Annotated in this window: 20 protein-coding genes and 2 pseudogenes; 9 read left to right on the top strand and 13 right to left on the bottom strand. The window is 61.1% G+C overall.

Going from position 1 to position 22,371, the window contains the following annotated elements; all coding sequences use genetic code 11:
• Nucleotides 1-27: 27 nt before the first annotated feature.
• Entirely contained in the window at nt 28-1,239 is a 1,212-nt protein-coding gene (locus ACK59Z_RS06545) for a hypothetical protein (RefSeq protein WP_258229856.1), read from the bottom strand.
• 260 nt (nt 1,240-1,499) lie between these two features.
• On the opposite strand from ACK59Z_RS06545, the pseudogene ACK59Z_RS06540 reads away from it, so the two are divergent.
• Nucleotides 1,500-1,770: pseudogene (locus ACK59Z_RS06540) on the top strand (LysR family transcriptional regulator); the annotation flags it as partial.
• A gap of 152 nt (nt 1,771-1,922) precedes the next feature.
• On the opposite strand, the gene ACK59Z_RS06535 reads toward ACK59Z_RS06540, so the two are convergent.
• Nucleotides 1,923-3,203: a hypothetical protein gene (locus tag ACK59Z_RS06535; protein WP_237742413.1), complete on the bottom strand. Its 1,281-nt coding sequence runs from the start codon at nt 3,201-3,203 to the stop codon at nt 1,923-1,925.
• 146 nt (nt 3,204-3,349) lie between these two features.
• Here ACK59Z_RS06535 and ACK59Z_RS06530 point away from each other — a divergent pair.
• A pseudogene (locus ACK59Z_RS06530) lies at nt 3,350-3,522 on the top strand (helix-turn-helix domain-containing protein); the annotation flags it as partial.
• 25 nt (nt 3,523-3,547) lie between these two features.
• Here ACK59Z_RS06530 and ACK59Z_RS06525 read toward each other — a convergent pair.
• Complete coding sequence (locus ACK59Z_RS06525) at nt 3,548-4,867, bottom strand: hypothetical protein (protein WP_108191930.1); 1,320 nt, start codon at nt 4,865-4,867, stop codon at nt 3,548-3,550.
• A 177-nt stretch (nt 4,868-5,044) separates the two neighbouring features.
• Between ACK59Z_RS06525 and pcaQ the strand changes: the two genes are divergently transcribed.
• From pcaQ to ACK59Z_RS06500, 5 genes are all read left to right on the top strand, one after another.
• Complete coding sequence (gene pcaQ, locus ACK59Z_RS06520; protein ID WP_003252533.1) at nt 5,045-5,977, top strand: pca operon transcription factor PcaQ; 933 nt, start codon at nt 5,045-5,047, stop codon at nt 5,975-5,977.
• A gap of 286 nt (nt 5,978-6,263) precedes the next feature.
• Nucleotides 6,264-7,016, top strand: a complete 753-nt coding sequence (locus tag ACK59Z_RS06515; RefSeq protein ID WP_003252534.1) for an FKBP-type peptidyl-prolyl cis-trans isomerase — start codon at nt 6,264-6,266, stop codon at nt 7,014-7,016.
• A 289-nt stretch (nt 7,017-7,305) separates the two neighbouring features.
• Nucleotides 7,306-7,743, top strand: a complete 438-nt coding sequence (locus ACK59Z_RS06510) for a YkvA family protein (protein WP_108191929.1) — start codon at nt 7,306-7,308, stop codon at nt 7,741-7,743.
• A gap of 114 nt (nt 7,744-7,857) precedes the next feature.
• The gene (locus ACK59Z_RS06505; protein WP_054888719.1) at nt 7,858-8,196 is read left to right on the top strand and encodes a helix-turn-helix transcriptional regulator; all 339 of its coding nucleotides are present in this window, start codon (nt 7,858-7,860) and stop codon (nt 8,194-8,196) included.
• Nucleotides 8,193-8,561: a hypothetical protein gene (locus tag ACK59Z_RS06500; protein WP_003252539.1), complete on the top strand. Its 369-nt coding sequence runs from the start codon at nt 8,193-8,195 to the stop codon at nt 8,559-8,561. The genes ACK59Z_RS06505 and ACK59Z_RS06500 overlap by 4 nt, the downstream gene beginning before the upstream one ends.
• A gap of 450 nt (nt 8,562-9,011) precedes the next feature.
• Here the strand turns inward: ACK59Z_RS06500 and ACK59Z_RS06495 are convergent, their stop codons facing one another.
• Nucleotides 9,012-10,115 carry an EAL domain-containing protein gene (locus ACK59Z_RS06495; RefSeq protein WP_409292649.1) on the bottom strand — a complete coding sequence of 368 codons (1,104 nt, stop codon included), beginning with the start codon at nt 10,113-10,115 and terminating at the stop codon, nt 9,012-9,014.
• A gap of 117 nt (nt 10,116-10,232) precedes the next feature.
• On the bottom strand, nt 10,233-12,314 hold the full coding sequence (locus ACK59Z_RS06490; protein ID WP_003252543.1) for a carboxy terminal-processing peptidase: 2,082 nt from the start codon (nt 12,312-12,314) through the stop codon (nt 10,233-10,235).
• A gap of 139 nt (nt 12,315-12,453) precedes the next feature.
• Between ACK59Z_RS06490 and ACK59Z_RS06485 the strand changes: the two genes are divergently transcribed.
• Nucleotides 12,454-13,416 (top strand): NAD(P)H-quinone oxidoreductase, encoded by a 963-nt coding sequence (locus ACK59Z_RS06485; RefSeq protein WP_003252545.1) that lies wholly within the window; start codon nt 12,454-12,456, stop codon nt 13,414-13,416.
• A 119-nt stretch (nt 13,417-13,535) separates the two neighbouring features.
• Here the strand turns inward: ACK59Z_RS06485 and ACK59Z_RS06480 are convergent, their stop codons facing one another.
• The 6 genes from ACK59Z_RS06480 to ACK59Z_RS06455 all read right to left on the bottom strand — a co-directional run bounded on the left by ACK59Z_RS06480 (nt 13,536) and on the right by ACK59Z_RS06455 (nt 18,815).
• Nucleotides 13,536-14,189, bottom strand: coding sequence for an HAD family phosphatase (locus ACK59Z_RS06480; protein WP_230064550.1), 654 nt, complete (start codon nt 14,187-14,189; stop codon nt 13,536-13,538).
• A 14-nt stretch (nt 14,190-14,203) separates the two neighbouring features.
• The gene (locus ACK59Z_RS06475) at nt 14,204-15,193 is read right to left on the bottom strand and encodes an ABC transporter ATP-binding protein (RefSeq protein ID WP_003252548.1); all 990 of its coding nucleotides are present in this window, start codon (nt 15,191-15,193) and stop codon (nt 14,204-14,206) included.
• Between the two features lies 1 nt (nt 15,194).
• The gene (locus ACK59Z_RS06470) at nt 15,195-15,989 is read right to left on the bottom strand and encodes an ABC transporter permease (RefSeq protein WP_003252553.1); all 795 of its coding nucleotides are present in this window, start codon (nt 15,987-15,989) and stop codon (nt 15,195-15,197) included.
• The gene (locus ACK59Z_RS06465) at nt 15,979-16,806 is read right to left on the bottom strand and encodes an ABC transporter permease subunit (RefSeq protein ID WP_012053417.1); all 828 of its coding nucleotides are present in this window, start codon (nt 16,804-16,806) and stop codon (nt 15,979-15,981) included. Before ACK59Z_RS06465 ends, ACK59Z_RS06470 begins: the two co-directional genes overlap by 11 nt.
• Nucleotides 16,807-16,814: 8 nt before the next feature.
• The gene (locus ACK59Z_RS06460) at nt 16,815-17,621 is read right to left on the bottom strand and encodes an alkaline phosphatase family protein (protein WP_003252558.1); all 807 of its coding nucleotides are present in this window, start codon (nt 17,619-17,621) and stop codon (nt 16,815-16,817) included.
• 129 nt (nt 17,622-17,750) lie between these two features.
• Nucleotides 17,751-18,815: an ABC transporter substrate-binding protein gene (locus ACK59Z_RS06455; RefSeq protein WP_014860248.1), complete on the bottom strand. Its 1,065-nt coding sequence runs from the start codon at nt 18,813-18,815 to the stop codon at nt 17,751-17,753.
• Between the two features lie 327 nt (nt 18,816-19,142).
• Between ACK59Z_RS06455 and ACK59Z_RS06450 the strand changes: the two genes are divergently transcribed.
• Nucleotides 19,143-19,856: a UTRA domain-containing protein gene (locus tag ACK59Z_RS06450; RefSeq protein WP_003252562.1), complete on the top strand. Its 714-nt coding sequence runs from the start codon at nt 19,143-19,145 to the stop codon at nt 19,854-19,856.
• A 31-nt stretch (nt 19,857-19,887) separates the two neighbouring features.
• Here the strand turns inward: ACK59Z_RS06450 and ACK59Z_RS06445 are convergent, their stop codons facing one another.
• Both ACK59Z_RS06445 and ACK59Z_RS06440 read right to left on the bottom strand, forming a co-directional pair.
• Nucleotides 19,888-22,035, bottom strand: a complete 2,148-nt coding sequence (locus tag ACK59Z_RS06445) for a mechanosensitive ion channel family protein (RefSeq protein ID WP_108192154.1) — start codon at nt 22,033-22,035, stop codon at nt 19,888-19,890.
• Nucleotides 22,036-22,079: 44 nt separating this feature from the next.
• A complete protein-coding gene (locus ACK59Z_RS06440; RefSeq protein WP_003252566.1) occupies nt 22,080-22,247 on the bottom strand; it encodes a hypothetical protein in 168 nt (55 codons plus the stop codon).
• Nucleotides 22,248-22,371 lie beyond the last annotated feature (124 nt).

Raw genomic sequence — 22,371 nt, 5'->3', positions numbered from 1 at the left:
GTGCCCCAGGGCCCGCTCGATGACGCGCTACATCGGTTTCAGGGGAATGGCGACCAGGCAAGAGTACAAGAGGCGTTCCGGTGTAATGTCGTACCCGCTCACCAGCATGCGCTGGTTGCCGGCATCGATCGCCATCGATTGGGTAAAGCTTTCGAAATGCTCCGGCGGCAAAGCCCCGCCAAAATGGCCATAGCCATGGGGTGGTAAGAAGGTTTGATCGAGCTGGCCGTTCAAGTCGTAGCGCACCGCCATATAGGAAGTGGGGTGCGTACCGTATCCGACCAGGTGGCCATTGACTTCTACAATATGGTGCCATTTGCCATCAGTGTGGAAGTGCACCACTTGGCCCTGGTTGAATTCGAGGGCAGGCTTACCAGCATAGTCCAGCCGGTAGAGCGTCGGTTGGCCGTCCCATTCGTCGAGCGTATGCATGCCATATAGCGTGATACGTTCGCTTCGGTCCTCTACTGTAAAGCCATTATTGACTACCGATGCGTCTGACCAGTGGAAGCACCCTGTGCCAAATGCTTCGTCTAGACGCCCCTCCAAGGTCAGGGCACTGGTTACCGAGTACGCAATCGAGTCGCGTTTTACATAGGTGGAGATTATGATGCGCGGTTGCTTGGCGGCGGGCGAGATAATGGCAATGCCATCAAGGATATACGCCGAGTTATCGGGAATCAGAGTACTCAAACTCAGCATTCCATCTTTGCCGAAAGGCCCGAACTTTCCACCTTCACGGGTCAAGGCGACGATTGCAGATTTTATCTGCCCGCCTTCGGAACGCCAGCCGGTGGCCAGCACCATGTCTGCGAAGCAGACCAGATCTTCCAGCATAAGCTGTTCGCCGAACAAGGCACGCGTGTCGACATAATCCTTCCCATAACCAAAACTCGTGTCGGGTTCTCCGTTTGGAGTCAGCTTCCACAGATAGGTGGTGGGTAGCGCATATGCCTGCACGGCAACCAGCAAGTTCCCCGTCATGTCCTCTGCTACCGCTTCGGCAGCCCCGTATTCTTCCCCGGACAGTTCGGAGAAATCGACAATGCCGCTGCTATTGAACGTGTTATCCAGCTTGCCGCTCGCATCCAGACAGGCAAGGTAGGGATGGTAGGGATTGCGACCGCTGTAGAAACCCGTTACGTAAAAACGGCTTGGCTGAAATTTGCTTTTGAGTACGCTGGTTGCTTCCCCAGCGCTGAAGTGGGCATGGCCATCTTGGCCATAGGCGAGGTCGATGGGGGCTATGGGGAGTTGTTGGGGGCTTTGCTCAAAGGGCGCTGTGGTCGGGTAAAGGGCGCTCTCTTGACTGGTCGGTTCATCTCTTCTAACTCCATGCAGGGAAGCTGCTGAAGGGCCATTTAATGTTGCCCTGGGAGCGCCTACAACTGGCAGAAATGAGAGGTGCAGCTGCGTCGTTAGTCATGTATTGCCAAATCAGGATTCGTTGCGGCATGACCCGGATACGCCGCAGGTAGCGATGCGGTAAGCTTGCTGCCATGAACCTCGACACCCGCATCAAATACGGCCACCTGCTGTGCTTCCTGGAGATTGCCCGGCAGAGCAGCCTGGCCAGGGCGGCCGATATCCTGTCGATCAGCCAGCCGGCGATTTCCATCGACCCCAAGGCGTTCGAAGACCTGCTCGAGGCGTGGCTGTGGTGACCGACGTCAGCGCGCAGTTGCTAGGCCAGTTGCACTTGGGTGAGTTGGAACGGCGGGGCGCATGACCGACAGCCTGCGGATTGAGGGGTTGTCATTCGAGCATTTAAGTCTTGATACTCGTTGATGCTGCGTTGAAAACAGCCTCGGAGTGTTGGTTTACAGCCCGTAAACTCCGCTTCCTCGGCTGTTTTCGCCTTGTCTGACCTTCGCCTCAAGACGTTTATGCAGTCTCTGGTGAAGTGCCAGTTAGTCTCATTTTTATTGCTTCAATGAGACGGCAATGACACAAGGGGTGGAACCCGTCTGTATTTCCCGCCCTGCTACGAGTAGGCGTTGGCTTTCTGGCATTACCGTCGCGGAATGGCTGTTACCATAGAATCCTGGTTGCGACCCGATTGCCGTAAAAACACCGTAACCATTCGGCGGCACGAATGTAGTATCAAGTTGGCCGTCCAGACGGTAACGCACCGCCATGCCGCGATCGAGAAATGAACCATAACCTACCAGTTTTCCATCGGCCTCTGTCATATAGTCCCAGGCACCCTCAATGGGGAATAATACGACACGACCCTCGTTGAATTCTTTAGCAGGTTTTCCTGTGTAGTCTAGCCGATAGATCATGGGAGTACTGGTCCCTTCGGACCACACCTGGCCGTGGACGGTGATGCGCTGACTGGCGTTATTTAGCGTGAAATCATAAATGATAATGCCAGGCTTTGACCAATAGACCCCGTTGTCAGCGAAGCGCTGGTCGAGCGCTCCGGACAATGTCAGTGCTGCGATTCCGTTTATGCTCGACGAATCGTTGAAATAGCGCGTGTAGATGATGATGCGCACCTTCTCACCAACCTCCAGCATCTTAGGCGCCCCAATGACATAACGGAGGTCCGGAATAAGATCTTGCATCTTGAGGATGCCTAGCTTACCAAAGCTCTGGCGTGGGACACCTTCATGGGTGAGCACGAAAAGGATGGGAGCGTTTTCAAGGGAACCTGAGAAGATATAGTCGTTCTTGTAAGTGGTGAATTGGTAGAGCGTGATATCTTTAAAATTGAAAAAATTATTTAGGATGATGTAGCCGTTGTTGCTGCCGAAATCAGTATCTGGCTTTCCGTTTGGCTTAAGCTTCCACAGGTGGGTGAAGCCTTGGGTTCGATCAATCATAGTGAGCAGGATGTGACCCTCCGCATCCTCGGCCATATGAGAGAAACTATGATAATCAAAAACTGTGCTCAGGTCAGTCAGATAGACAAGACCTGTTTTGTTGAAAGACGTATCCAGCTCGCCATCTTTCAAGGTGCGCGCAATGAAAGGTTTCGTGCCGTTGTGGACGCCTCTCAAGTAAAATCGCTCGGGATAGTAGTTGCTTGCCAGGATTTGCGAAACCGCGTTTCTAGGATCCGCGATAGGCTCGCCGATGTGAAGGTGCCCTTTGTCGGCATAGGTTACGTCAATGGGCGCCTTGAGTTCCTGACGCTCGCCTTGGTAATCACGGGGGTTGTGTTGAGTCTGGGCAAAAAAAACCATATTTGGATGCATGATATGACCTGTCACTGGGGGAGTGGTTTTTGCGATCTCATTTAATGCGATCCGGATAGCTGCGGGTACTGGCAAAAATGATAGGCGTTGGTGGTCGATGGATAACGATCCGGTCCTGGCGCTTGGGCTGCAACGGGGGGCACCGGCGGGGGGAACTGCTCAATGGCAGCTGCCCCCGGTGGACGAGGTGGCGCGGCTTTGTGGCTTTGCCGACGAAGCCTACTTCTCTCGACGTTTCCGCCAGATCCACGGCCAGCCACCTGGCCAGTTCCGCCGCCAGCAACGCGACCCGGATACGCCGCAGGCGGCAATGCTTTAAGCCTGCCCGCTTCTGCCGTGGCGTACTACTGGACCGGTTTCAGAGAGAGGGCGAGCAGGCAGGGGAGTCGGTAGCCCTGCTGTACGTCTTCCCCGCTCACCACCATGCGCTGGTTCTCGGTATCGACTACTATCGAATTCTCGGTCGTATAGAAACCATCCTGCGGCACATACGCGCCAAACTGACCGTAGCCGTGCGGGGAGAAGAAGCGAGTGTCGAGTTGGCCGTTTGATTGGTAGCGCACTGCCATGTTGAAGCTAAAGAAGCCACCGTACCCTATTAGCCCCCCCTCGGTTTCTTCAATATGGGCCCACCCGCCGTCGATGCCGAAACGCACTACCTGCCCTTGGTTGAACTCGCGGGCAGGCTCGCCAGCATAGTCCAGTCGGTAGAGGGTCGGTTGGCTGCGATCGTCGTCGATCGAGTAGTGCTGGCCGTACAACGTGATGCGTTGGCTGCTGTCTTCTACCGTGAAGCCGCTATTGATGATCCCCTCGTCTGACCAGTGGTGGCCCACCTCGCCGAATGTGTCATCGAGACGCCCCGCCATCGACAGGCCACTGGTTACTGAATACCAGCCCGAATCGCTTTTCATGACAGTGCAGATCACGATGCGCTGCACCCCGGCGGTTGGGGAGATGACGGCAATGCCTTCAAGGCTGTGCAGTGAGCCTTCTGGAATCAGATCGCTCAACGCCAGCAGCCCATTTTCACCGAATTGGGGGTCCCTTCTACCATTGCTGTCCAGGGCGACGACCACCGCGTTGAAATCCCCAGCTTCGTATCGAACCGCGGTCGCCACCAACCCTTCCTGGTGGCAGGCCACTTTGTCCAGCACAAGATCTGCATCGAACAAGGCGCCGGTGTCGATATAGCCCTTTCCTTGACCAAAGCCCAGATCGGGTTCGCCTTTCGCAGTCAGCTTCCACAAATGAGAGGTTCCTGCCCCAAAAAGCTCCACAGTCACCAGCAGATTGCCCGTCTCGTCCTCTACGACTCCAGTGGCGTTTCGGTAGCGATCCGGGGGCGGCGGGGTGAAGTTGAACATGCCGCTACCATTGAACGTGGTGTCACGCTTTCCACTTGCGTCCAGGCAGGCAATGAAAACGCTGTGTAGCCCATCGGGATCGGTTTGATTCCCAGTCACATAGAACCGGGCCGGCCGCACTTTGCTCCTCAGTACGCTGGTCGTCGACCCCATGTTGCCGCGGCCGCTTTGGGTGAAGTGGCCATGGCCTTTGTCGCCATAACTGAGATCGATGGGGGCAACGGGTTGCTGCTGAAGAGCCTCGGGAGAGGGTGGCACTGGTTGGGTAGAAGGGAAATGCTTCTTGGGTCGGATCATGGCGTTGAGCTCCATTCGCAATGAAACAGCTGCACGCTTATTGAGCAATGCTTCGCCAAGATCGGCTACTGGTAGAAGTGACAGGTGCGTCACCGGCCTGGGCATGCATGGACAGGTGTGAGTACGAGGCGGCAGACCTGGATACGCCGCAGGTAGCGATGCGGTAAGCTTGCTGCCATGAACCTCGACACCCGCATCAAATACCGCCACCTGCTGTGCTTCCTGGAGATTGCCCGGCAGGGCAGCCTGGCCAGGGCGGCCGATAGCCTGTCGATCAGCCAGCCGGCGATTTCCAAGACCCTCAAGGAGCTTGAGGACCTGCTCGAGGCGCGCCTGTTCGAGCGCAGCCGCCAGGGTGTCGAGCTGACCCCGGCCGGCACCCGCTTCATGCGTTACGCCGGGCCCAGCGTGCAGGCGCTGCGCGATGGCGTCAGCAGCCTGCGCGGTGAAGCGCGGGCGCCGTCGCAGGTGCGCATCGGCGTGCTGTCCACGGTCGAAGGCCTGCTCATGCCCGAGGTGCTGTGCCGCCTGCATCAGCGCCATGAAGCGCTGGTGATCAGCGTGGTCACCGGGGTCAGCGCGCAGTTGCTTGGCCAGCTTCACCTGGGGGAGCTGGAACTGGTGGTGGGGCGCATGACCGACAGTCCGCAAATCCAGGGGTTGTCGTTCGAGCACCTGTACAGCGAGTCGATGAGCCTGGTGGTGCGCCCGGGTCACCCGCTGCTGGCCAGCACGCCCGTGGAGCGGGGGCAGGTGGGGCGTTACCCGCTGGTGCTGCCACCCGCTGGCACCACCATCCGCCAGCACGCCGACAGCCTGTTCGTGCAATGCGGCATCCAGATGCCGGCGCAGCGCCTGGAAACCCTGTCGCTTGCCCTGAGCCGGCGCTACCTGCTGGGCAGCGATGGCCTGTGGGTGGCGCCGCGTGATGCCGTGCTGCTCGACCTGCGCCGTGGCGAACTGGTCGAGCTTGACCTGGGTGTGCGCGAGCCGGGAGGGTCGGTGGGGATTTGCCGCAATGCCGCCTTGCCGTTGAGTTTGCCGGGCCAGTGGGTGGGAGAGGTGCTGCGGGAGGTGGCGGGGGAATATCGAGAGGGTCGGTATCCTTGAGGTTTTCGGGGGCTCCCTGACCTGTTTTAGCCCCTGTGAAAAGCGCCGATCACCCTGATGTTTCCGACCTCAGAACCTGCAGAAATAAAAAGCCACAAAAGCCCGGCAAACCCGGCACAAAGGGTCAATAATGGCCAATGGCTGTAAAGCTTCGATGAAGAAGCTTTTAATGACTGAACTTCCTTACGAAAACCCGCTCCTATGCCGGTAGCCATTGGTCATGGCCGCCTGATAAGCTCGCGGCTTTACCCTGATTGCCCTCATGGCGCATGAACAAGGAAATAGCATGAAACAGCATCGTTTGGCGGCTGCGGTTGCCCTGGTAGGCCTGGTACTGGCTGGCTGCGATCAACAAGCCAGCAGCCCCGAGCTGAAGACTCCGGCGCAGAAAGCCTCCTACGGTATCGGCCTGAACATGGGCAAGAGCCTGGCTCAGGAAGGCATGGAAGACCTTGATTCGAAAGCAGTCGCCCTCGGCATCGAAGACGCCGTTAGCAAGAAAGAACAACGCATCAAGGACGAAGAGCTGGTAGAGGCCTTCACCGCATTGCAGAAACGCGCCGAGGAGCGCCTGGCCAAGGCCAGCGAAGAAGCCGCCTCCGCCGGCAAGAAATTCCTGGAAGAAAACGCCAAGAAGCCAGGCGTGGTCACCACGGCCTCGGGCCTGCAGTACGAAGTGGTCAAGAAGGCCGACGGCCCGCAGCCCAAACCGACTGACGTGGTCACTGTCCACTACGAAGGCAAGCTGATCGATGGCAAGGTATTCGACAGCTCCGTCGAGCGTGGCAGCCCGATCGACCTGCCGGTCAGCGGTGTGATCCCAGGTTGGGTCGAAGGTTTGCAGTTGATGCACGTCGGCGAGAAGTACAAGTTGTTCATCCCGGCTGAACTGGCCTATGGCGCACAAAGCCCAAGCCCGCTGATCCCGGCCAACTCGGTACTGGTGTTCGACCTGGAACTGATCGCCATCAAGGATCCGGCCCAGTTGCAAGGTGCCGAGCCGCAGGCCGAAGCCCCTGAAGAAGCACCTGCCCAGTAACATTGGCTGGTTGTCGGAAAACGCCCCACATTGTTGGGGCGTTTTCGTTTGTGCCGATTGGACGAACCTGCAACAGCTGATACTGTCCGAGGAAATGCAGCGTGAAGAAGTAGGATGTTTCTGACGCAAATCGTTTGCGGCGCAGGTAGTCATGGCGTGAAACGACTGTGTAAAAAACGCCCGATCTGACCGGGCCCCTTGCCTGGCAGGCACCTGGGGTCGGAAACGTCGCCCTGTTCACAAGGTTATCCACAATAAATGTGGATAACCTTTTCCTCTCGGAGGCTCCATGAGCGCACCCTGGAATTTTGCCCGTTTCCTGCCATTGGCCGAGCGCCTGCTCAGCCGCGGTCGTTTGCCGGCCTTGTTGTTCGCGGTGGCGCGCAAAGGCCCGCGCCTCGGCCAACTGCGTGAAGATGTGAAGCTGCTGCAGTCGCTGTGCCTGGCCTGGTGGAGGGGGGAGTACCGTGCCATCAGCCCCAAGGCACTGGTCACTGTTGTGGCTGGCCTGCTGTATTTCGTCAGCCCCATCGATGCCATCCCGGACTGGTTGCTGGGGGTGGGTTTCCTCGATGACATCGCGGTGCTGGGCTGGGTGCTGAAAACCGTGGCCGACGAGTTGGCGCGCTTCAAGGCCTGGCGCGATAGCCAGGCACCCGAACGGCTGCGCGTGGTCGAGCGCCTGCCGGCTACCCCGGAAGCGCTGCAGCTGGAGCGCAGCAAGTAATGAAACCGGACTGAATCTCACCTCAACTGCACAGACCTCGGAGTTGGTAATATAATTGGCATAAGGGTTATGCCTACGGATTACATGCTGTAATCCTTTTTAAAGGGGTTTGTAATGGGTATTCAGGTCATCAGCCGGGACGGTCAACCCGAGTACGCCGTCGTTCCCTGGGAGCAATACCAGGCGTTGCTCAGCGCTGCAGGGCAGGCACCAGCCGAGGCGGTTTCCAGTGAGGCGCAAGGCGTTGCTGCCAGTGCCCCTCTGCCAGCCTTCAGCGAAGTCGGCCAGATTCGCCAGGCCAAGGGCATTGCCCCGGAGCAACTGGCGCGCAATGTCGGGGTGAGCCCGGCGTATCTGGCCATGATCGAATCGGGTGAACGCCAGCCAGATGCTGCCATCCGCCGCGCCCTGGCCTGGCATCTGGGGGTGGCTGGCTGGAGCGAGCCATCATGAGCCAGGTCAGGATCAGCCGTCAGCACTGGGATAACCTGCTGGGCGAGCTTGACCTGGCCCGTCGTCAACGTCACTTGCTGACATACCGAGCGCTGATCGAGCGCTTGCAGCTACCCAGCCCGGCCATGCAGACGCTGACTGCCGCGCTGGAATACCTGGCGGTGCTGGATGCCCGTGCCGAGCAGCCATTGCGCAGTTCGCTGGTGATCAGCCAAGGCGCCAGCCGTTTGCCGCGAACTGGCTTCTTTGAGTGTGTCGAGCGCCTGGGGCGGTTTACCGGGCCGGTCGATGGCATGGAGGCTGCCTCGTGGCATGCTTCTGAGGTGGTTCGGGTGTTCGAGTACAGCTATCCCGAAACGGCCTGAAGCGTTACCCATTCCAGCCTGTTCGCTACAGGTGGTGACACTGAGCGAAAGGGCCGGGCCTGCTGGCCAATTTCCACCCGTCGTTCAACGTTGCCGCCGCTACCGTATTCGCGGGTAAACCCGCTCCTACCACGGTGGTGGCCACACATCGGGGGTTGGAATCAGGCTGTTGTAGGAGCGGGTTCACCCGCGAAATGGCCGGGCCTGCTGGCCAATTTCCACCCGTCGTTCTCCGTTGCCGCCGCTACCGTATTCGCGGGTAAACCCGCTCCTACCACGGTGGTGGCCACACATCGGGGTTGGAATCAGGCCGTTGTAGGAGCGGGTTCACCCGCGAAAGGGCCGGGCCTGCTGGCCAATCTCCACCCGTCGTTCACCGTTGCCGCCGCTACCGTATTCGCGGGTAAACCCGCTCCTACCACGGTGGTGGCCACACATCGGGGGTTGGAATCAGGCTGTTGTAGGAGCGGGTTCACCCGCGAAAGGGCCGGGCCTGCTGGCCAATTTCCACCCGCCGTTCAACGTTGCCGCCGCTACCGTATTCGCGGGTAAACCCGCTCCTACCACGGTGGTGGCCACACATCGGGGGTTGGAATCAGGCTGTTGTAGGAGCGGGTTCACCCGCGAAGAGGCCGGTACAGGCAGCGCATCCCTGTGAATCAATCCGCACCCTCTGCCATCGGCATCCACCACTTCCAATGCCTCCAGGTGCTGGTATCGGCCAAACAGCTCCAGCAGCTGCCCGATCGTGACATTCAAGCGCACTGTCGGTTGGTCAGCCAGTGGCACCTGCGTCAGTGCTGGTAAAAGCCCGCTGTCGCGTACCCCCATCTCCTGTGGCCGCCCTAGCAAATAACCCTGCACCAGGTCCACGCCCATCTCTACCAGCACCGCCAGCTCTTCCGCCAGCTCGATGCCCTCGGCAATCACCTGTGCCTTCGATGCCCGGGCAATCTGCAGGATAGAGCCTACAAACTCGCGTTTGAGCGGGTCACGGTGGATGCCGTCGATGAAGTGCCGGTCGATCTTCACGTATTCGGGGCGCAGCTCCGACCACAGGCGCAGGCTGGAATAGCCCGCGCCCAGGTCGTCGAGGGCAATCGAGAAGCCCATGTCGCGATAGTGGTGCAGGGCATTGGACAGCAGCTGGAAGTCGTCGGTGGGCGTGTGCTCGGTCAACTCGATCACCACCCGGTTGGGCGGCAGGCCAACCTGTTCGAGCAGTTTCAGGGTCAGGCCAGAGGGGTAGTGCGGCTCCAGCAGCGATTCGGGTGAGATGTTGAGAAACAGTTTGCCCTGCAGTTGCTGCTCGCTGAAGCGTCGGCAGGCGCTTTCTCGGCAAGCGGCTTCCAACTCGGTCAGGCGGCCGGCCTGGCGGGCGATGGTGAACAGGTTGAGCGGCGCATGCAGCGGGCTATTGGATGGGCCACGGCTCAGCGCCTCATGGCCAAACACCCTATGTTCACTCAGGCACATGATTGGCTGGAACAGACTGTGAATACGGCGTTGAGCCAGGATGGCACTCAAGGCACTGAGCTGTTCGGCAACGGTCATGATGGATTCCTGAAAAATGAGGGCCGGGCATCTGCATGCCCGGCCCTCATATTTCACGACAGCGCGATGACTGTTTGATGACAGGTCGCATTATTCTGCCATCATTGCTGAGGTGCCTTACTTCTTGGCCACCTTGGTGCTGGCACTGAGGTAGTCGATCAGGATGCGACCGGTTTCCGCGAGGTAAGCGTCGTCTTCCGGCTTGGTGTTTTCATCCTCGACCGGCAGGGCATCTTCGTCCTCTTTCTTCAGCTCTTTCAGCGGCTCTTCACCCTTGGCCTTGCGGCGGGTGTTTTCCAGCGCCAGTTGCTTGGCCTCGATGCTGTCGTGGCGTGCACGGCGTTCCTGCTCGTTGAGGCTGACGGTTTTTTCGTTCATCAGCTTCTGGGTGAGGGCCAGGCGGTCGCGGATGTAGGTGAACTCGGCATCCTTGTCGCTGCGCGCCTCATGCTGCGCCTTGAGCTGGGCCAGGAACGGCCTGAACGGATCGGCCGCAGGCTTGACCACCGGGCGGATGGTGTCCCACGGCATGGCCTCTGGCAGGGCGCTCTCGCCGATTTCCTTGGTGTCGATGATCGAGGGGTAGTCGATGTCCGGCAGCACCCCCTGATGCTGGGTACTCTGCCCGGAAACCCGGTAGAACTTGGCCAGGGTCAGCTTCAGCTCGCCATGGTTGAGCGGCTGGATGGTCTGCACGGTGCCTTTGCCGAAGGTCTGGCCACCGATGATCAGCGCGCGGTGGTAGTCCTGCATGGCACCGGCGAAGATCTCCGATGCCGAGGCCGACAGGCGGTTGACCAGCAGTGCCAGCGGGCCCTTGTAGAAGGCCCCCGGGTTTTCGTCTTCCAGCACGTCGACGCGGCCATCGCTGTTGCGTACCAGCACGGTCGGGCCTTTCTCGATGAACAGGCTGGTCAGCTCGGTGGCTTCCTGCAGCGAGCCGCCGCCGTTGTTGCGCAGGTCGATGACCACGCCGTCGACTTTCTCTTTCTGCAGCTCGGTGAGCAGCTTCTTCACGTCACGCGTGGTGCTCTTGTACTCCGGGTCGCCAGCGCGGTAGGCCTTGAAGTCCAGGTAGAAGGCCGGGATCTCGATGATGCCCAGCTTGTAGTCACGCCCGTCCTGCTTGAGCTTGAGCACCGACTTCTTCGCCGCCTGTTCTTCAAGCTTCACCGCTTCACGGGTGATCGACACAATCTTGCTGGTCTGGTCGCTAGGCGCATTGCTGGCCGGGATGATTTCCAGGCGCACCACCGAGCCTTTCGGGCCGCGGATCAGCTTGACCACTTCGTCCAGGCGCCAGCCCACCACGTCGACCATTTCCTTGTTGCCCTGGGCCACGCCGATGATCTTGTCAGCCGGGGCCACCTGCTTGGTCTTGGCTGCCGGGCCTGCTGGCACCAGGCGCACGATCTTGACCTGGTCGTTGTCGCTTTGCAGCACTGCACCAATGCCTTCGAGCGACAGGCTCATGTTGATGTCGAAGTTTTCGGCGTTGTCCGGCGACAGGTAGTTGGTGTGTGGGTCGTAGGACTGGGCAAAGGTGTTGATGTAGGCCTGGAAGATGTCCTCGGCACGGGTCTGGTCCAGGCGCGCGAGCTGGTTCTTGTAGCGCTTGATCAGGGTTTCCTGGATCTGCTTGGGTTCCTTGCCGGCGATCTTCTGGCGCAGCACTTCGTCTTTCACGCGTTTGCGCCACAAGTCATCGAGCTCGGCCTGGTTCTTCATCCACGGCGCATCCTTGCGATCGATCAGCAAGGTTTCGTTGGTGGTGAAGTCAATCTTGTCCACGCCCTTGTTCAGCTCGGCAAGGGCGAAGTCCAGGCGTTGCTTGACGCGGTCGAGGTAGCGTTTGTAGATGGTGAAGCCCGGGTCCAGGTTGCCGCTCTTGAGGAAATCGTCGAATTGCGTTTTCCATTTATCGAATTCGGCAATGTCGGCAGCGGTGAAGTAGCTGCGCGCCGGGTCCAGCAGCTTGATGTAGCTGTCGTAGATAATGGCCGAACGGGCATCGTCCAGGGGGGGCTTGCTGTAGTGGTGGCGCTTGAGCAATTCCACCACGTTGAGGCTGGCGACGATCTCGTCGCGGTCGGGCTGCAGGCTGTCCCACTTGTTGGCGGCCGCCGCATTGCCGCCGAGCGTGAGGCTGCCCAGGCCGATCATCACAGCCAGTGCGGTGCTTGGAAGGAAATGCTTCATGCTGATTCGACGTGGAGGCAATTGATCACGCATAGTAGGCCGTCTTTTCCGTTGCCGGTTCCATGGAGCCGGGCAAATACTGCAAAAGGCCTGAGGTAAGCGACCTCAGGCCCAGTCATGATTCAACTATGGAGGCACTGTGAAGGCATTGCAAGGCGTTGACGGACATGTGGAGTGGGTCGAGGCCGAACGCCCGACCTGTGACGCGGGCCAAGTGCGCATTCGCGTGGCCGCTGCGGGGCTGAACCGCGCCGACCTGCTGCAGATGAAAGGGTTGTACCCGCCACCACCAGGTGCCAGCCCATACATGGGGCTGGAGTGTTCCGGGGTGGTTGAAGAAGTGGGGGCTGGTGCCGCCTGGCGCGTGGGTGACCGCGTTTGCGCCCTGCTGGCCAGTGGCGCCATGGCCGAGGAAGTGGTGGTCGACGCCCGTCATGTACTGCCGGTGCCCGAGGGCCTTGGCCTGCATGAAGCAGCAGCGTTGCCGGAGGTGTATGCCACCGCCTGGCTGAACATCTTCCAGCTCGGTGCAGTGAAGGCTGGCGAGAAGGTGCTGGTGCACGCCGGCGCCAGTGGCGTTGGCTCGGCCGCCATCCAGCTGTGCAAGGCGTTCGGCAGCCCGGTATGGGTCAGCGTCGGTTCGCAGGACCGCCTGGCCTACTGCCAGGCGCTGGGCGCTGCGGGGGGTGTGGTACGTAACGAGAACCTGGACGCGCTGGAAGGTTTCGGCCCGTTCGATGTGATTCTCGACCCGGTCGGCGCTGGCTACGGTGAGCTGAACCTCAAGCTGCTGGCCCGTGACGGGCGCTGGGTGATCATCGGCCTGATGGGCGGACGCAAGTTTGAACTGGACCTGGCCCAGGTGCTGGGCAAGCGTTTGGAAATTACCGGCTCCACCCTGCGCAACCGTGATGACGGCTTCAAGGCCGAGTTGCTGCGCGAACTGCAGCAGCAAGTATGGCCGCTGTTCGCCGAGGGGCGGTTGTCGCCGCAGCTGGTCGATACCTACCCGGTGGAGTTTGCCCAGGCGGCGTATGCCGAGCTGGAGACCAACCAGGTGTCGGGCAAGCTGGTGATGGTGATCGACCCTAGCCTGGTGTAAGCAGGCCTGGCCCCTTCGCGGGTAAACCCGCTCCTACATCGGGATCGCCACAATTTGAACACTGTGCGATGTAGGAGCGGGTTTACCCGCGAAGGGGCCGGCACAGCCCACAAAGACCTTCAGCTCCAGCTCAGAATCGGCCACCCATTGATCTCGGCATGTTCGCGCAACACCGCATCCGGGTTCACCACATGCGGGTGATCCACTTTCAACAACAACGGCAAGTCATTCCTCGAATCGGAATAGAAACTCGCGCCCTCCAGGTTCTCCTGCTCCTGATCCAGCCATTCCAGCAACCGCGTGATCTTGCCCTCACGATAGGTCAGCACCCCGTGGGTCTTGCCGGTGTACACCCCGTTCACTGCCTCCAGCTCGATAGCCAGGTATTCATCCACGCCCAGTCTCGCGGCAATCGGCCCGACCAGGTGCGTCCCCGAAGCGGAAATGATCAGGATGCGATCCCCACGCTTGCGGTGCTTGGCAATGCAGCGGCAGGCGTCACCGTAGATGATCGGCTCGATCACTTCTTCGACCCACGGTGCCACCAGGTGCTCGACTTCTTCCAGGGTACGCCCGGCAATCGGCTCCAGGCTGAAGGCCATGTAGTCCTCCATCTGCAGGTGGCCCCTGCCATAGGCTTCCATCAGTTCATGGTCGCGGCGCAGGAAATCCTTGCCGTCGACCCAGCCCAGCCGGGCCATCTGCTCGCTCCACAGTGATGCGCAGTCGCCGTGGATCAGGGTTTCATCCAGATCGAAAATTGCCAGTGCCATTGTGTTGAGTCTCCTTAAGCCACTTCCCGCAGCGCAGTGGGGTCGATCGACACGCTTACCCGTTTTCCGTCCGCATGCAAGTCGGCCGGCGAGCGGTTGAGCACATCGACCACCAGCTCCACGTCGCGCACCCGCACCCGGTAGCGGATCACGTTGCCCAGCAGGCTGTGGCTGCGCACCTCGGCGTCCAGCTCGCCGTGCACGCCTAGGGTGATCGACTCTGGGCGGATCGCCAGGCGGCTGGCCACCGGGCGCTGCAGCAGGCGGCTGGCGCTGTCGGCGTCGAGCAGGTTGTAGTTGCCGATGAAGCCGGCGGCAAACAGGTCCACGGGGGCGGTGTAGAGGGTTTCGGCATCGCCGCTCTGGACGATGCGCCCCTGGTTCATCAGGAAGATGCGGTCGGACATGGTCAGCGCTTCCTCCTGATCGTGAGTGACGAATATGGTGGTCAGCCCCAGTTCGCGCTGGATGGCGCGAATCTGCTCGCGCAGGTGCTTGCGGATACGCGCATCCAGCGCCGACAACGGTTCGTCGAGCAGCAGCAGGCGCGGGCGGGTGACCAGTGAGCGTGCCAGGGCCACGCGCTGGCACTGGCCACCGGAAAGCTGGTGCGGGTAGCGCCCGGCGAACTTGCCCAGCTCCACCAACTCCAGCACCTCGCGTACCCGCAGCTGGCTTTCATCGGCCTTGACCTTCTGCATGCGCAGGCCGAAGGCGACATTCTGCTCCACGGTCATGTTAGGGAACAGCGCGTAGCTCTGGAACACCATGCCGATGCCACGCTTTTGCGGGCTTAGCGGCACGATGTCGTGGCCGTCGAGCAGTATCTGCCCGCTGTCCACCGAGGTTAGCCCGGCAATGCAGCGCAGCAGGGTGGACTTGCCGCAGCCGGACGGGCCGAGCAGGGTGACGAATTCGCCGCGTTCGATGTGGCAGTCGATGCGCTCGAACACCGGGCTGCCGGCGTAGCTTTTCTGCAGTTTCTGTACGCTGACGAAGCTCATGTCAGGTCTTGTCCTTGTTCAGGCGGTTGGCGACCCAGGTCAGTACCAGCACGAAGGCGAAGTAGGAGATGACCAGCGCGCTGTTGAAGTGGCCGCTGCTGTTGCGCATGTTGTTCAGGTACACCTGCAGGGTCTCGTAGCGGGTACCGACCAGCAGGTTGGCAAACACGAATTCGCCGAACAGGAACGAGAACGACAGCAGCACTGCCACCATCAGGCCCTGGCGCAGGTTCGGCAGCACCACCAGCAATGCGGCCTGCCAGGTGCTGGCGCCGAGCAGTTGCGCGGCGTCCATCAGATCGCGCAGGTTGATGGCCTGCAGGTTGTTGGTGATGGCCCGGTACATGAACGGCAGGGCGATGGTGAAGTAGCAGCCGATCAGGATCCACGGTGTGCCGACCATGGCCATCGGCCCGCTGCCATACAGCTGCAGCAGCCCCACCGACGACACCACCGGCGGGACCGCGAATGGCAGCAGGATGAGGATGTTCATCAGCGCGTCGAGCCGCGGGAAGTGGTAATGCACCACGAACAGCAGTGGCAAGATCAGCACCACCGACAGCAGCAGTGCGCCTACGCACACCAGCAGCGACTGGCCGAACGCGGCAAGGAAACGCGGCTCGCTCCACAGCGCCGCATACCACTTCAGGGTCAGGCCACTGGGCAGCAGGCTCGCCGACCAGCTGGTGGCCAGCGAGTAGAGCAGGGTGCCGGCCAGGGGCAGCAGCAGGATCAGGAACAGCAGGTAAACCACGAGGCGGTGGTACCAGCCGCCGGAACGGATGTCAGCGCGCATGGTAGCTCCTTTTCAGCAGCCATTGATGCACCACCGTGACCAGCGTCATCAGCCCCACCAGCACCATCGCCAGGGCGCTGGCCAGGTTCGGATCGAGGCTGATGTCGCCCGCCACCAGGCCGGCGATGCGGATCGGCAGTACGTTGAAGTTGCCGGTGGTCAGTGCGTACACGGTGGCGTAGGCGCCGAGGGCGTTGGCCAGCAGGATGACGAAGGTGCCCAGCAGTGCCGGGGCCAGCACCGGCAGGCCGATGTGTCGCCAGTACTGCCAGTGGTTGGCGCCCAGCAGCGCGGCTGACTCGCGCCAGTCTTCGCGCAGGGCGTCGAAGGCGGGGTACAGCAGCAATACGCCCAGCGGGATCTGGAAGTAGGTGTACACCAGGATCAACCCGCTTTTGGAATAGATACTGAAGTCTTCCAGCAGGCCGACCTGCTTCAGCAGCAGCGTCAGTGCGCCATTGAAGCCAAGCAGGATGATGAAGGCAAAGGCCAGCGGTACGCCGGCAAAGTTGCTGGTCATGTTGGCGAAGGCGCTGACGAAGTCGCGCAGCTTCGAGTCCACCTGGCGCAGCGAGTAGGCGCCGAGGGTAGCAATGACGATGCCGAACACGCTCGACCAGAAGCTGATTTCAAGGCTGCGTTGCAACGCCTGCAGGTAGAACTTGGAGGCGAACACCTTGCTGAAGTTGTCGATGCCCCAGCCGGCCTCCGATTGCAGGCTGTTGATCGCCACCCAGGCCAGCGGGGCGACCTGGAAAATGACGAAGAACACGGCGAACGGCAGCAGGCAGAGCAGGGCCAGGTAGCGGCCACGCATGCCGCCATTCACTTCAGCAACTCCCGGCAAACCGTCTTGTCGTGCGCGGCGCCCAGCAGCTCGCAGATGGTGCCGCACAGTTCGGTTTGCAGCGGCTTGGCGGCCGGGTCCAAGCTGAAGGCGTCGCCGAAGACGAACAGTGGCACTTCACGTTCTTCAGCCAGCAGGCCGTTGTGCGAGCGGTCGTTGTTCATGCCGTGGTCGGCGGTAACCAATACCTGATAGCCCTCTTCGAGCCAGCCAGGCAGGTAGTCGGCCAGCAGAATGTCAACGCTGCGCGCAGCGTTGCGATACTGGCTGCTGTCCAGGCCGTGGCGGTGACCCACGTCGTCAACGCTCATCGGGTGCACCAGCAGGAAGTTGGGGGCGTGACGGCGGCGCAGGTACTCGCCATCGGCCAGAAGGTGCGAATCGGGGTAGCGGTCGTCCCAGTAGAACAGCCCGTGCTGGATCGGCAGCTTCGGCGCGTGGGTATGGCGGTCGCGCTGCGGATCGAAGGGCGAGCGGTTGTACAGCTCGCTCATCCAGTGGTAGGCGGCCGCTGCGGTGCCCAGGTTGGCCTCGCGTGCGTAGTGAAACACGCTGCGTTGGTTGGACAGGCGGTTGATGTTGTTGTGCACGATGCCGCTGTCGATCGGTGGCACGCCGGTGAGGATGCATTCGTACAGCGGCCGCGACAGCGATGGCAGCTCGCATTCCACGCGGTACAGCGCGGCGCGATCTGCTTCGACGTAGGCGTGCAGGTGGCCCATCGCATGGTGGGCGACCTGGTAGTTGAGGCCGTCAAGCAGGACCAGGATGACGTTGTGTTGCATGTTTTCTCCAGTCATGAACCGCGTTGGCACCTTCGCGGGTAAACCCGCTCCTACAGGTATCGCGTATCCCTGTGTAGGAGCGGGTTTACCCGCGAAAGGGCCGGATCAGGCGCTACAAAGCCCAGCCCCTTACTCCATCTCGATGATCACCTGCTCCTGCCACATCTGCGGCAGTTTCTTCGAGGTGGCTTCCCAGGCTTCGGCATTCTTGATCGGCTGGGCGGCACCGTACTGCTCGTTAGGCAGCAGCTTGGCCTGCACATCCGCCGGCAGCTTCAGGTGCTCGGCCCGGATCGGCCGTGCATGGCCCTTGGCCAGGTTGATCTGCCCGGCGTCGCTGAAGATGTATTCACGGGTCAGCTTGGCCGCGTTGGGGTGCTTGGCGTACTTGTTGATGACCGTGGTATAGCCGGAAATCACCGAGCCGTCCGAGGGGATCAGCACTTCAAAACGTTTTGGGTCGATCTGTTCACGGTAGCTCAGGCCGTTGAAGTCCCACACCACGCCAACTTCCACCTCGCCCTTCTCCAGTGTCTGGATGGTCGGGTTGGCCAGCGACAGGCGCTTCTGCTGCGCCAGCTTGGTGAACAGTTGCAGGCCTGGCGCCACGTTGGTCTCGTCACCTTTGTAGGCGATGGCCGCAGCCAGCACACCGTTGGCGGCCTGGGCGGCGGTGCCGACGTCGCCAATAGCGACCTTGTACTTGCCTTTTTCCAGGTCATGCCAGGTTTTCGGCCGTTCCTCTTCCTTGACCAGGTCCTTGTTGATGATGAAAGCGATGGTGCCGGTATAGGCCAGCGCCCAGTGGCCGTCCTTGTCCTTGGCCCATTCTGGCACCTGGTCCCAGGTGCTTGGCTTGTAAGGCTGGCTGACGCCCTTGGTCACCGCGATCGGGCCGAAGGCGGCACCCACGTCACCGATGTCGGCGCTGGCGTTGTCCTTCTCGGCTTCGAACTTGGCCAGTTCCTGGGCCGAGCTCATGTCGGTGTCGCTGTGCTTGAGGCCGTACTTGCTGGCCAGGTCTTCCCAGGTGCCTTTCCAGTTTGCCCAGGCGTCGGGCATGCCCACGCTGTTGACAGTGCCTTCCTTGCGGGCGGCGTCTTCCAGGGCCTTGAGGTCAGTGCCGGCGGCCATGGCCGTGGTGCACAACGCGATGGCCGAACCAAGCAGTGACGCCATGAAGAACTTTTTCATCCGAAGCTCCTTTGGGTGGGTGCCTTTGCGATCGTTGTTCTGGGTAAAGCCGTTGCAAGCCTTTGACTGGCACCTTTGGTCTAGGTCAGCAAACCTTGAGCCAAGGTAGGCCGCTTGCGTGACAGTTTGATGTAGGGAGGGGGTCGGCAAGGGCCCTGAAGCTACAGCGTAGACCAGGTAATCGCCCCGGTTCTGCTGGCTTGGCGCGTTTCTGGCAGTGCCTGGCCCAAGCTTTGTCACAGGATGTTCATCAGCCCTGCCTAGGCTTGCACTATTCTCAACCTGCCCTGTGATGGGGCTGGACTAGTCCAGATAGGTAACCTTTCGATGCAGTCGACGCCCCCGCGTGCGGTAACAGCCATCTGCCATGCCCTGCAGGAGCAGATCGAGCATGGCCTGCTGGCGCCGGGCGGCAAGCTGCCGGCCGAGCGGCGGCTCAGCGAGGTGTTCGACACCACGCGCATTACCCTGCGTGAGGCGTTGGTGCAGCTGGAGGCCCAAGGCTTGATCTACCGCGAAGAGCGCCGAGGCTGGTTCGTTGCGCCGCAGCGCTTGACCTACGACCTCATTGAGCGCAGCCATTTCCATGCCATGGTGCGCGATCAGGGGCGGGTGGCCAGTACCGAACTGCTGTCGGCGAGGCTGCAGCCGGCATCGGCGGCCATCTGTGCACGCTTGCAGCTGCCGGCGTTGTCCAGCGTGGTGCGCGTCTGCCGGTTACGGCGGATTGACGGGCGGGCGGTGCTGTATGCCGAGCATTACCTCAATCCCCGGTACTTTCCAGGCATTCTCGAACACGACCTGGCGCAGTCACTGACCGAGATTTATGGGCGGGTGTATGGCATCGAGTACGGGCAGGTGTGCTTCGAGATCCTGCCGACAGCGTTGCCGGTGGAGGCGGCAAGCGCTTTGAAAGTGTCGGCGGGCAGCCCGGGGTTGCACATTACCCGGGTCAACAGCGATCAGCATGGGCACTTGATCGACTGTGACCTCGAGTATTGGCGGCATGATGCGATCCGCATTCGGGCCCAGGCTGGATGAGGTGTTGCCTTCTTCGCGGGTAAACCCGCTGCTACGAGCCGGCCTCTGTCATCCCACCCCCACCGGCTGTCACCACCTGCACCGACAACCGCGGCGTCGCCAGGTCCAGCCCGGCTTCATCCAGCTGCCGCTTCAAGGCCAGGTTGAACGCCCGCGACACCTCCCACTGCTTGATCGGCGCGGTCTTGAACCGCGCCCGCAAGATCGCCGACCCTGACTCGAAGCTCTCCACCCCCTGTAGCTCCAGCGGCGACCAGATATTGCGGCGCATCAGTGGGTCATTGCGCAGCTTCTGCCCCACTTCGCGAACCAGCGTGATCGCCTGGTCGATGTTCATGCTGTGCGGGATTGCCACGCGGAAGATCGCGTAGCCGAACTCCCGCGAGTAGTTCTTGATGCTCTTGATTTCGCTGAACGGGATGGTATGCACAATGCCGTCGATGTCGCGCAGGCGCACGGTACGAATGGTCAACCCTTCCACCGTGCCCAGGTGGCCGCCGACATCCACGTAGTCGTCGATGGCCAGCGAATCTTCGATGATGATGAACAGGCCGGTGATCAGGTCGGCCACCAGCGACTGCGCGCCAAAACCGATGGCCAGGCCGATCACACCGGCACCGGCCAGCAGCGGGGTGACGTTCATGCCCATGTTGGCCAGGGCGACGATGACCGCGATGATGAAGATGACCACGAACATCACGTTGCGGATCAACGGCATCATGGTTTGCGCACGGGCGTTGGCCAGCCCCCGGCGCGAGCGCACCAGGGCATGGTGTACGGCGGTGTCGGCAAGGATCCACACCAGCCAGGCCACGATCAGTGTGCCGGCCAGGCCCAGCAGGCGCAGGCTGATGTCATGGCCGTCGCCCTCGGCGAAGCTGATCATCGACACGCCCCACACGCGCAGGCCCAACTCGATGAACACCAGCCAGATGAACAGGTGCACCAGCAGGTAGCCGAAGTTGCGCAGGCGTTCGGTGTACACCGCCTGGCGCTTGCCGGCCCGCTTGGGGTTGGCGGCATGGCGGCGCACCAGGCCGTTGAGCACCATGCACACCACCACCAGCACCGTGCACATCAGCGACTGACGCAGTGCGGTGCTGGTGTCGCCGGCGGAGACGAAGGTGGCGAACAGCGAAATGGCCACCAGGATCAGCGCCGGAATGAACCAGAAGCTGCCGAGGATCTCGATGGTATCGCTGAGGGTGCGTCGGGTCAGGCGCCGCGACAGTGGCTGGTTGCGGATCAGGTGGGCGATCGGCCTGCGAAAGCGCAGGATGAACAGCCCGGTGCACAGTGCCGCAATCACATTGGCCAGGGTAGCCAGGGCGTGGGCCAGGTGGGTACCGAGGGCAACCAGCATGCGTGGATCGCTCATCGCCTCGCCAAACGCGGCGAAGCTGCCGATCAGCCACAACGGGCGAAACGCCTGGCGCCGCAGGATGTGCAGGGCGCGGTGGCGGTGTGGGCCGTCCAGCAAGGAAAAGGCGATGACGCAAATGGCCGAAAAGCACGTACCGACCACCAGTGCGTAGGCCAGCACCATGGCCAGGGATTTGCCCAGTGATGGCGGCAGCACGAAACTCAGGTACACCGTGAACACCAGCGCTACCAGCCAGGGGCCGAGCTTGCGCAAGGCAAAGCGCACCAGGTCCCAGGTCCGCGGGTGCTGTGGCAGTTCCTCGCTCAGGCCAAAGCGCAGGCGGACCCGATGGCCGACCCAGTTGAAGGCGTAGGCCAGCATACTCCACACGGCAATCACTGCAGCAAAACCAAACAGGATTGGCGGCCACTGGTGCACGGGCACCACCAGTTCCGCCAGTTCGGCCTGGGCCTGTTCGATTTCCGCGGCCCAGCGGTGGAATGGACTGGCATCGCCGCTGAACTGTTTTTCAAAGTCATGCAGGGCACCGCCGATCAGGCCGAGCACGCCCTGTTCAACGCTGGGTTGCGATTGCCGGGTGGCGTCGCGCAGTTTTTTCAGGTCGGCCAGCAGCTTGGCCCGTTGCTGGTCGTTTTCGAGGTTCTTGATCACCTCGTCCAGCGACTTGCCCAGCGGCTCGGTGGCTTCTGGCTGCGCGGGCGCGCTGCCGCCCAGCAGGCCAGGCAAGCCCGCCGCTTGTACCGGGGCGATGAATAGCAAAAGCAACAGGAACAGGTAACGCAGGAGGGCAGGCACTGGCAAATCTACCTCAGGTCAAACGATTGACCGAGTGTAGAGGTTTATGTCGGCAGTTTCTCGAGGATCTTCCAGCAGGTGAGGCCGAATATACCCAAGGTGCCGACCCACATCATCAGTACACCGATGTTGCGTTCGCGCATGCTGAAGCCGATGGTCAGCAGCATCAGGAACAGGAACACCGGGACGAACAGTGACAGGAACGGGGACATGGACAGCAATCCTTTTGCAGTGGGGCCATGTAACAAGCATAGCGCTTGGCAAGCGAGGCGTGATTGACCTTGAGCATGTGTAAGCAGGCTCGGCCTGTTCGCGTCGAACCGCCGCGAACAGGCC

Origin of the sequence: Pseudomonas sp. KCJK9058 (assembly GCF_046230975.1) — a bacterium.
In the GTDB taxonomy this organism is placed as follows: domain Bacteria; phylum Pseudomonadota; class Gammaproteobacteria; order Pseudomonadales; family Pseudomonadaceae; genus Aquipseudomonas; species Aquipseudomonas alloputida.
Note: the sequence above shows the minus strand (reverse complement) of the source record. Positions and strands in the feature narration are given on the sequence as shown.

Excerpts from the sequence above, each read along its gene's own strand:
- ACK59Z_RS06535 (WP_237742413.1), bottom strand. The coding sequence starts at position 3,203 with ATGCATCCAAATATGGTTTTTTTTGCCCAGACTCAACACAACCCCCGT.
- ACK59Z_RS06525 (WP_108191930.1), bottom strand. The coding sequence starts at position 4,867 with ATGATCCGACCCAAGAAGCATTTCCCTTCTACCCAACCAGTGCCACCC.
- pcaQ (WP_003252533.1), top strand. The coding sequence starts at position 5,045 with ATGAACCTCGACACCCGCATCAAATACCGCCACCTGCTGTGCTTCCTG.
- ACK59Z_RS06515 (WP_003252534.1), top strand. The coding sequence starts at position 6,264 with ATGAAACAGCATCGTTTGGCGGCTGCGGTTGCCCTGGTAGGCCTGGTA.
- ACK59Z_RS06510 (WP_108191929.1), top strand. The coding sequence starts at position 7,306 with ATGAGCGCACCCTGGAATTTTGCCCGTTTCCTGCCATTGGCCGAGCGC.
- ACK59Z_RS06505 (WP_054888719.1), top strand. The coding sequence starts at position 7,858 with ATGGGTATTCAGGTCATCAGCCGGGACGGTCAACCCGAGTACGCCGTC.
- ACK59Z_RS06500 (WP_003252539.1), top strand. The coding sequence starts at position 8,193 with ATGAGCCAGGTCAGGATCAGCCGTCAGCACTGGGATAACCTGCTGGGC.
- ACK59Z_RS06495 (WP_409292649.1), bottom strand. The coding sequence starts at position 10,115 with ATGACCGTTGCCGAACAGCTCAGTGCCTTGAGTGCCATCCTGGCTCAA.
- ACK59Z_RS06490 (WP_003252543.1), bottom strand. The coding sequence starts at position 12,314 with ATGAAGCATTTCCTTCCAAGCACCGCACTGGCTGTGATGATCGGCCTG.
- ACK59Z_RS06480 (WP_230064550.1), bottom strand. The coding sequence starts at position 14,189 with ATGGCACTGGCAATTTTCGATCTGGATGAAACCCTGATCCACGGCGAC.
- ACK59Z_RS06475 (WP_003252548.1), bottom strand. The coding sequence starts at position 15,193 with ATGAGCTTCGTCAGCGTACAGAAACTGCAGAAAAGCTACGCCGGCAGC.
- ACK59Z_RS06470 (WP_003252553.1), bottom strand. The coding sequence starts at position 15,989 with ATGCGCGCTGACATCCGTTCCGGCGGCTGGTACCACCGCCTCGTGGTT.
- ACK59Z_RS06465 (WP_012053417.1), bottom strand. The coding sequence starts at position 16,806 with ATGCGTGGCCGCTACCTGGCCCTGCTCTGCCTGCTGCCGTTCGCCGTG.
- ACK59Z_RS06460 (WP_003252558.1), bottom strand. The coding sequence starts at position 17,621 with ATGCAACACAACGTCATCCTGGTCCTGCTTGACGGCCTCAACTACCAG.
- ACK59Z_RS06455 (WP_014860248.1), bottom strand. The coding sequence starts at position 18,815 with ATGAAAAAGTTCTTCATGGCGTCACTGCTTGGTTCGGCCATCGCGTTG.
- ACK59Z_RS06450 (WP_003252562.1), top strand. The coding sequence starts at position 19,143 with ATGCAGTCGACGCCCCCGCGTGCGGTAACAGCCATCTGCCATGCCCTG.
- ACK59Z_RS06440 (WP_003252566.1), bottom strand. The coding sequence starts at position 22,247 with ATGTCCCCGTTCCTGTCACTGTTCGTCCCGGTGTTCCTGTTCCTGATG.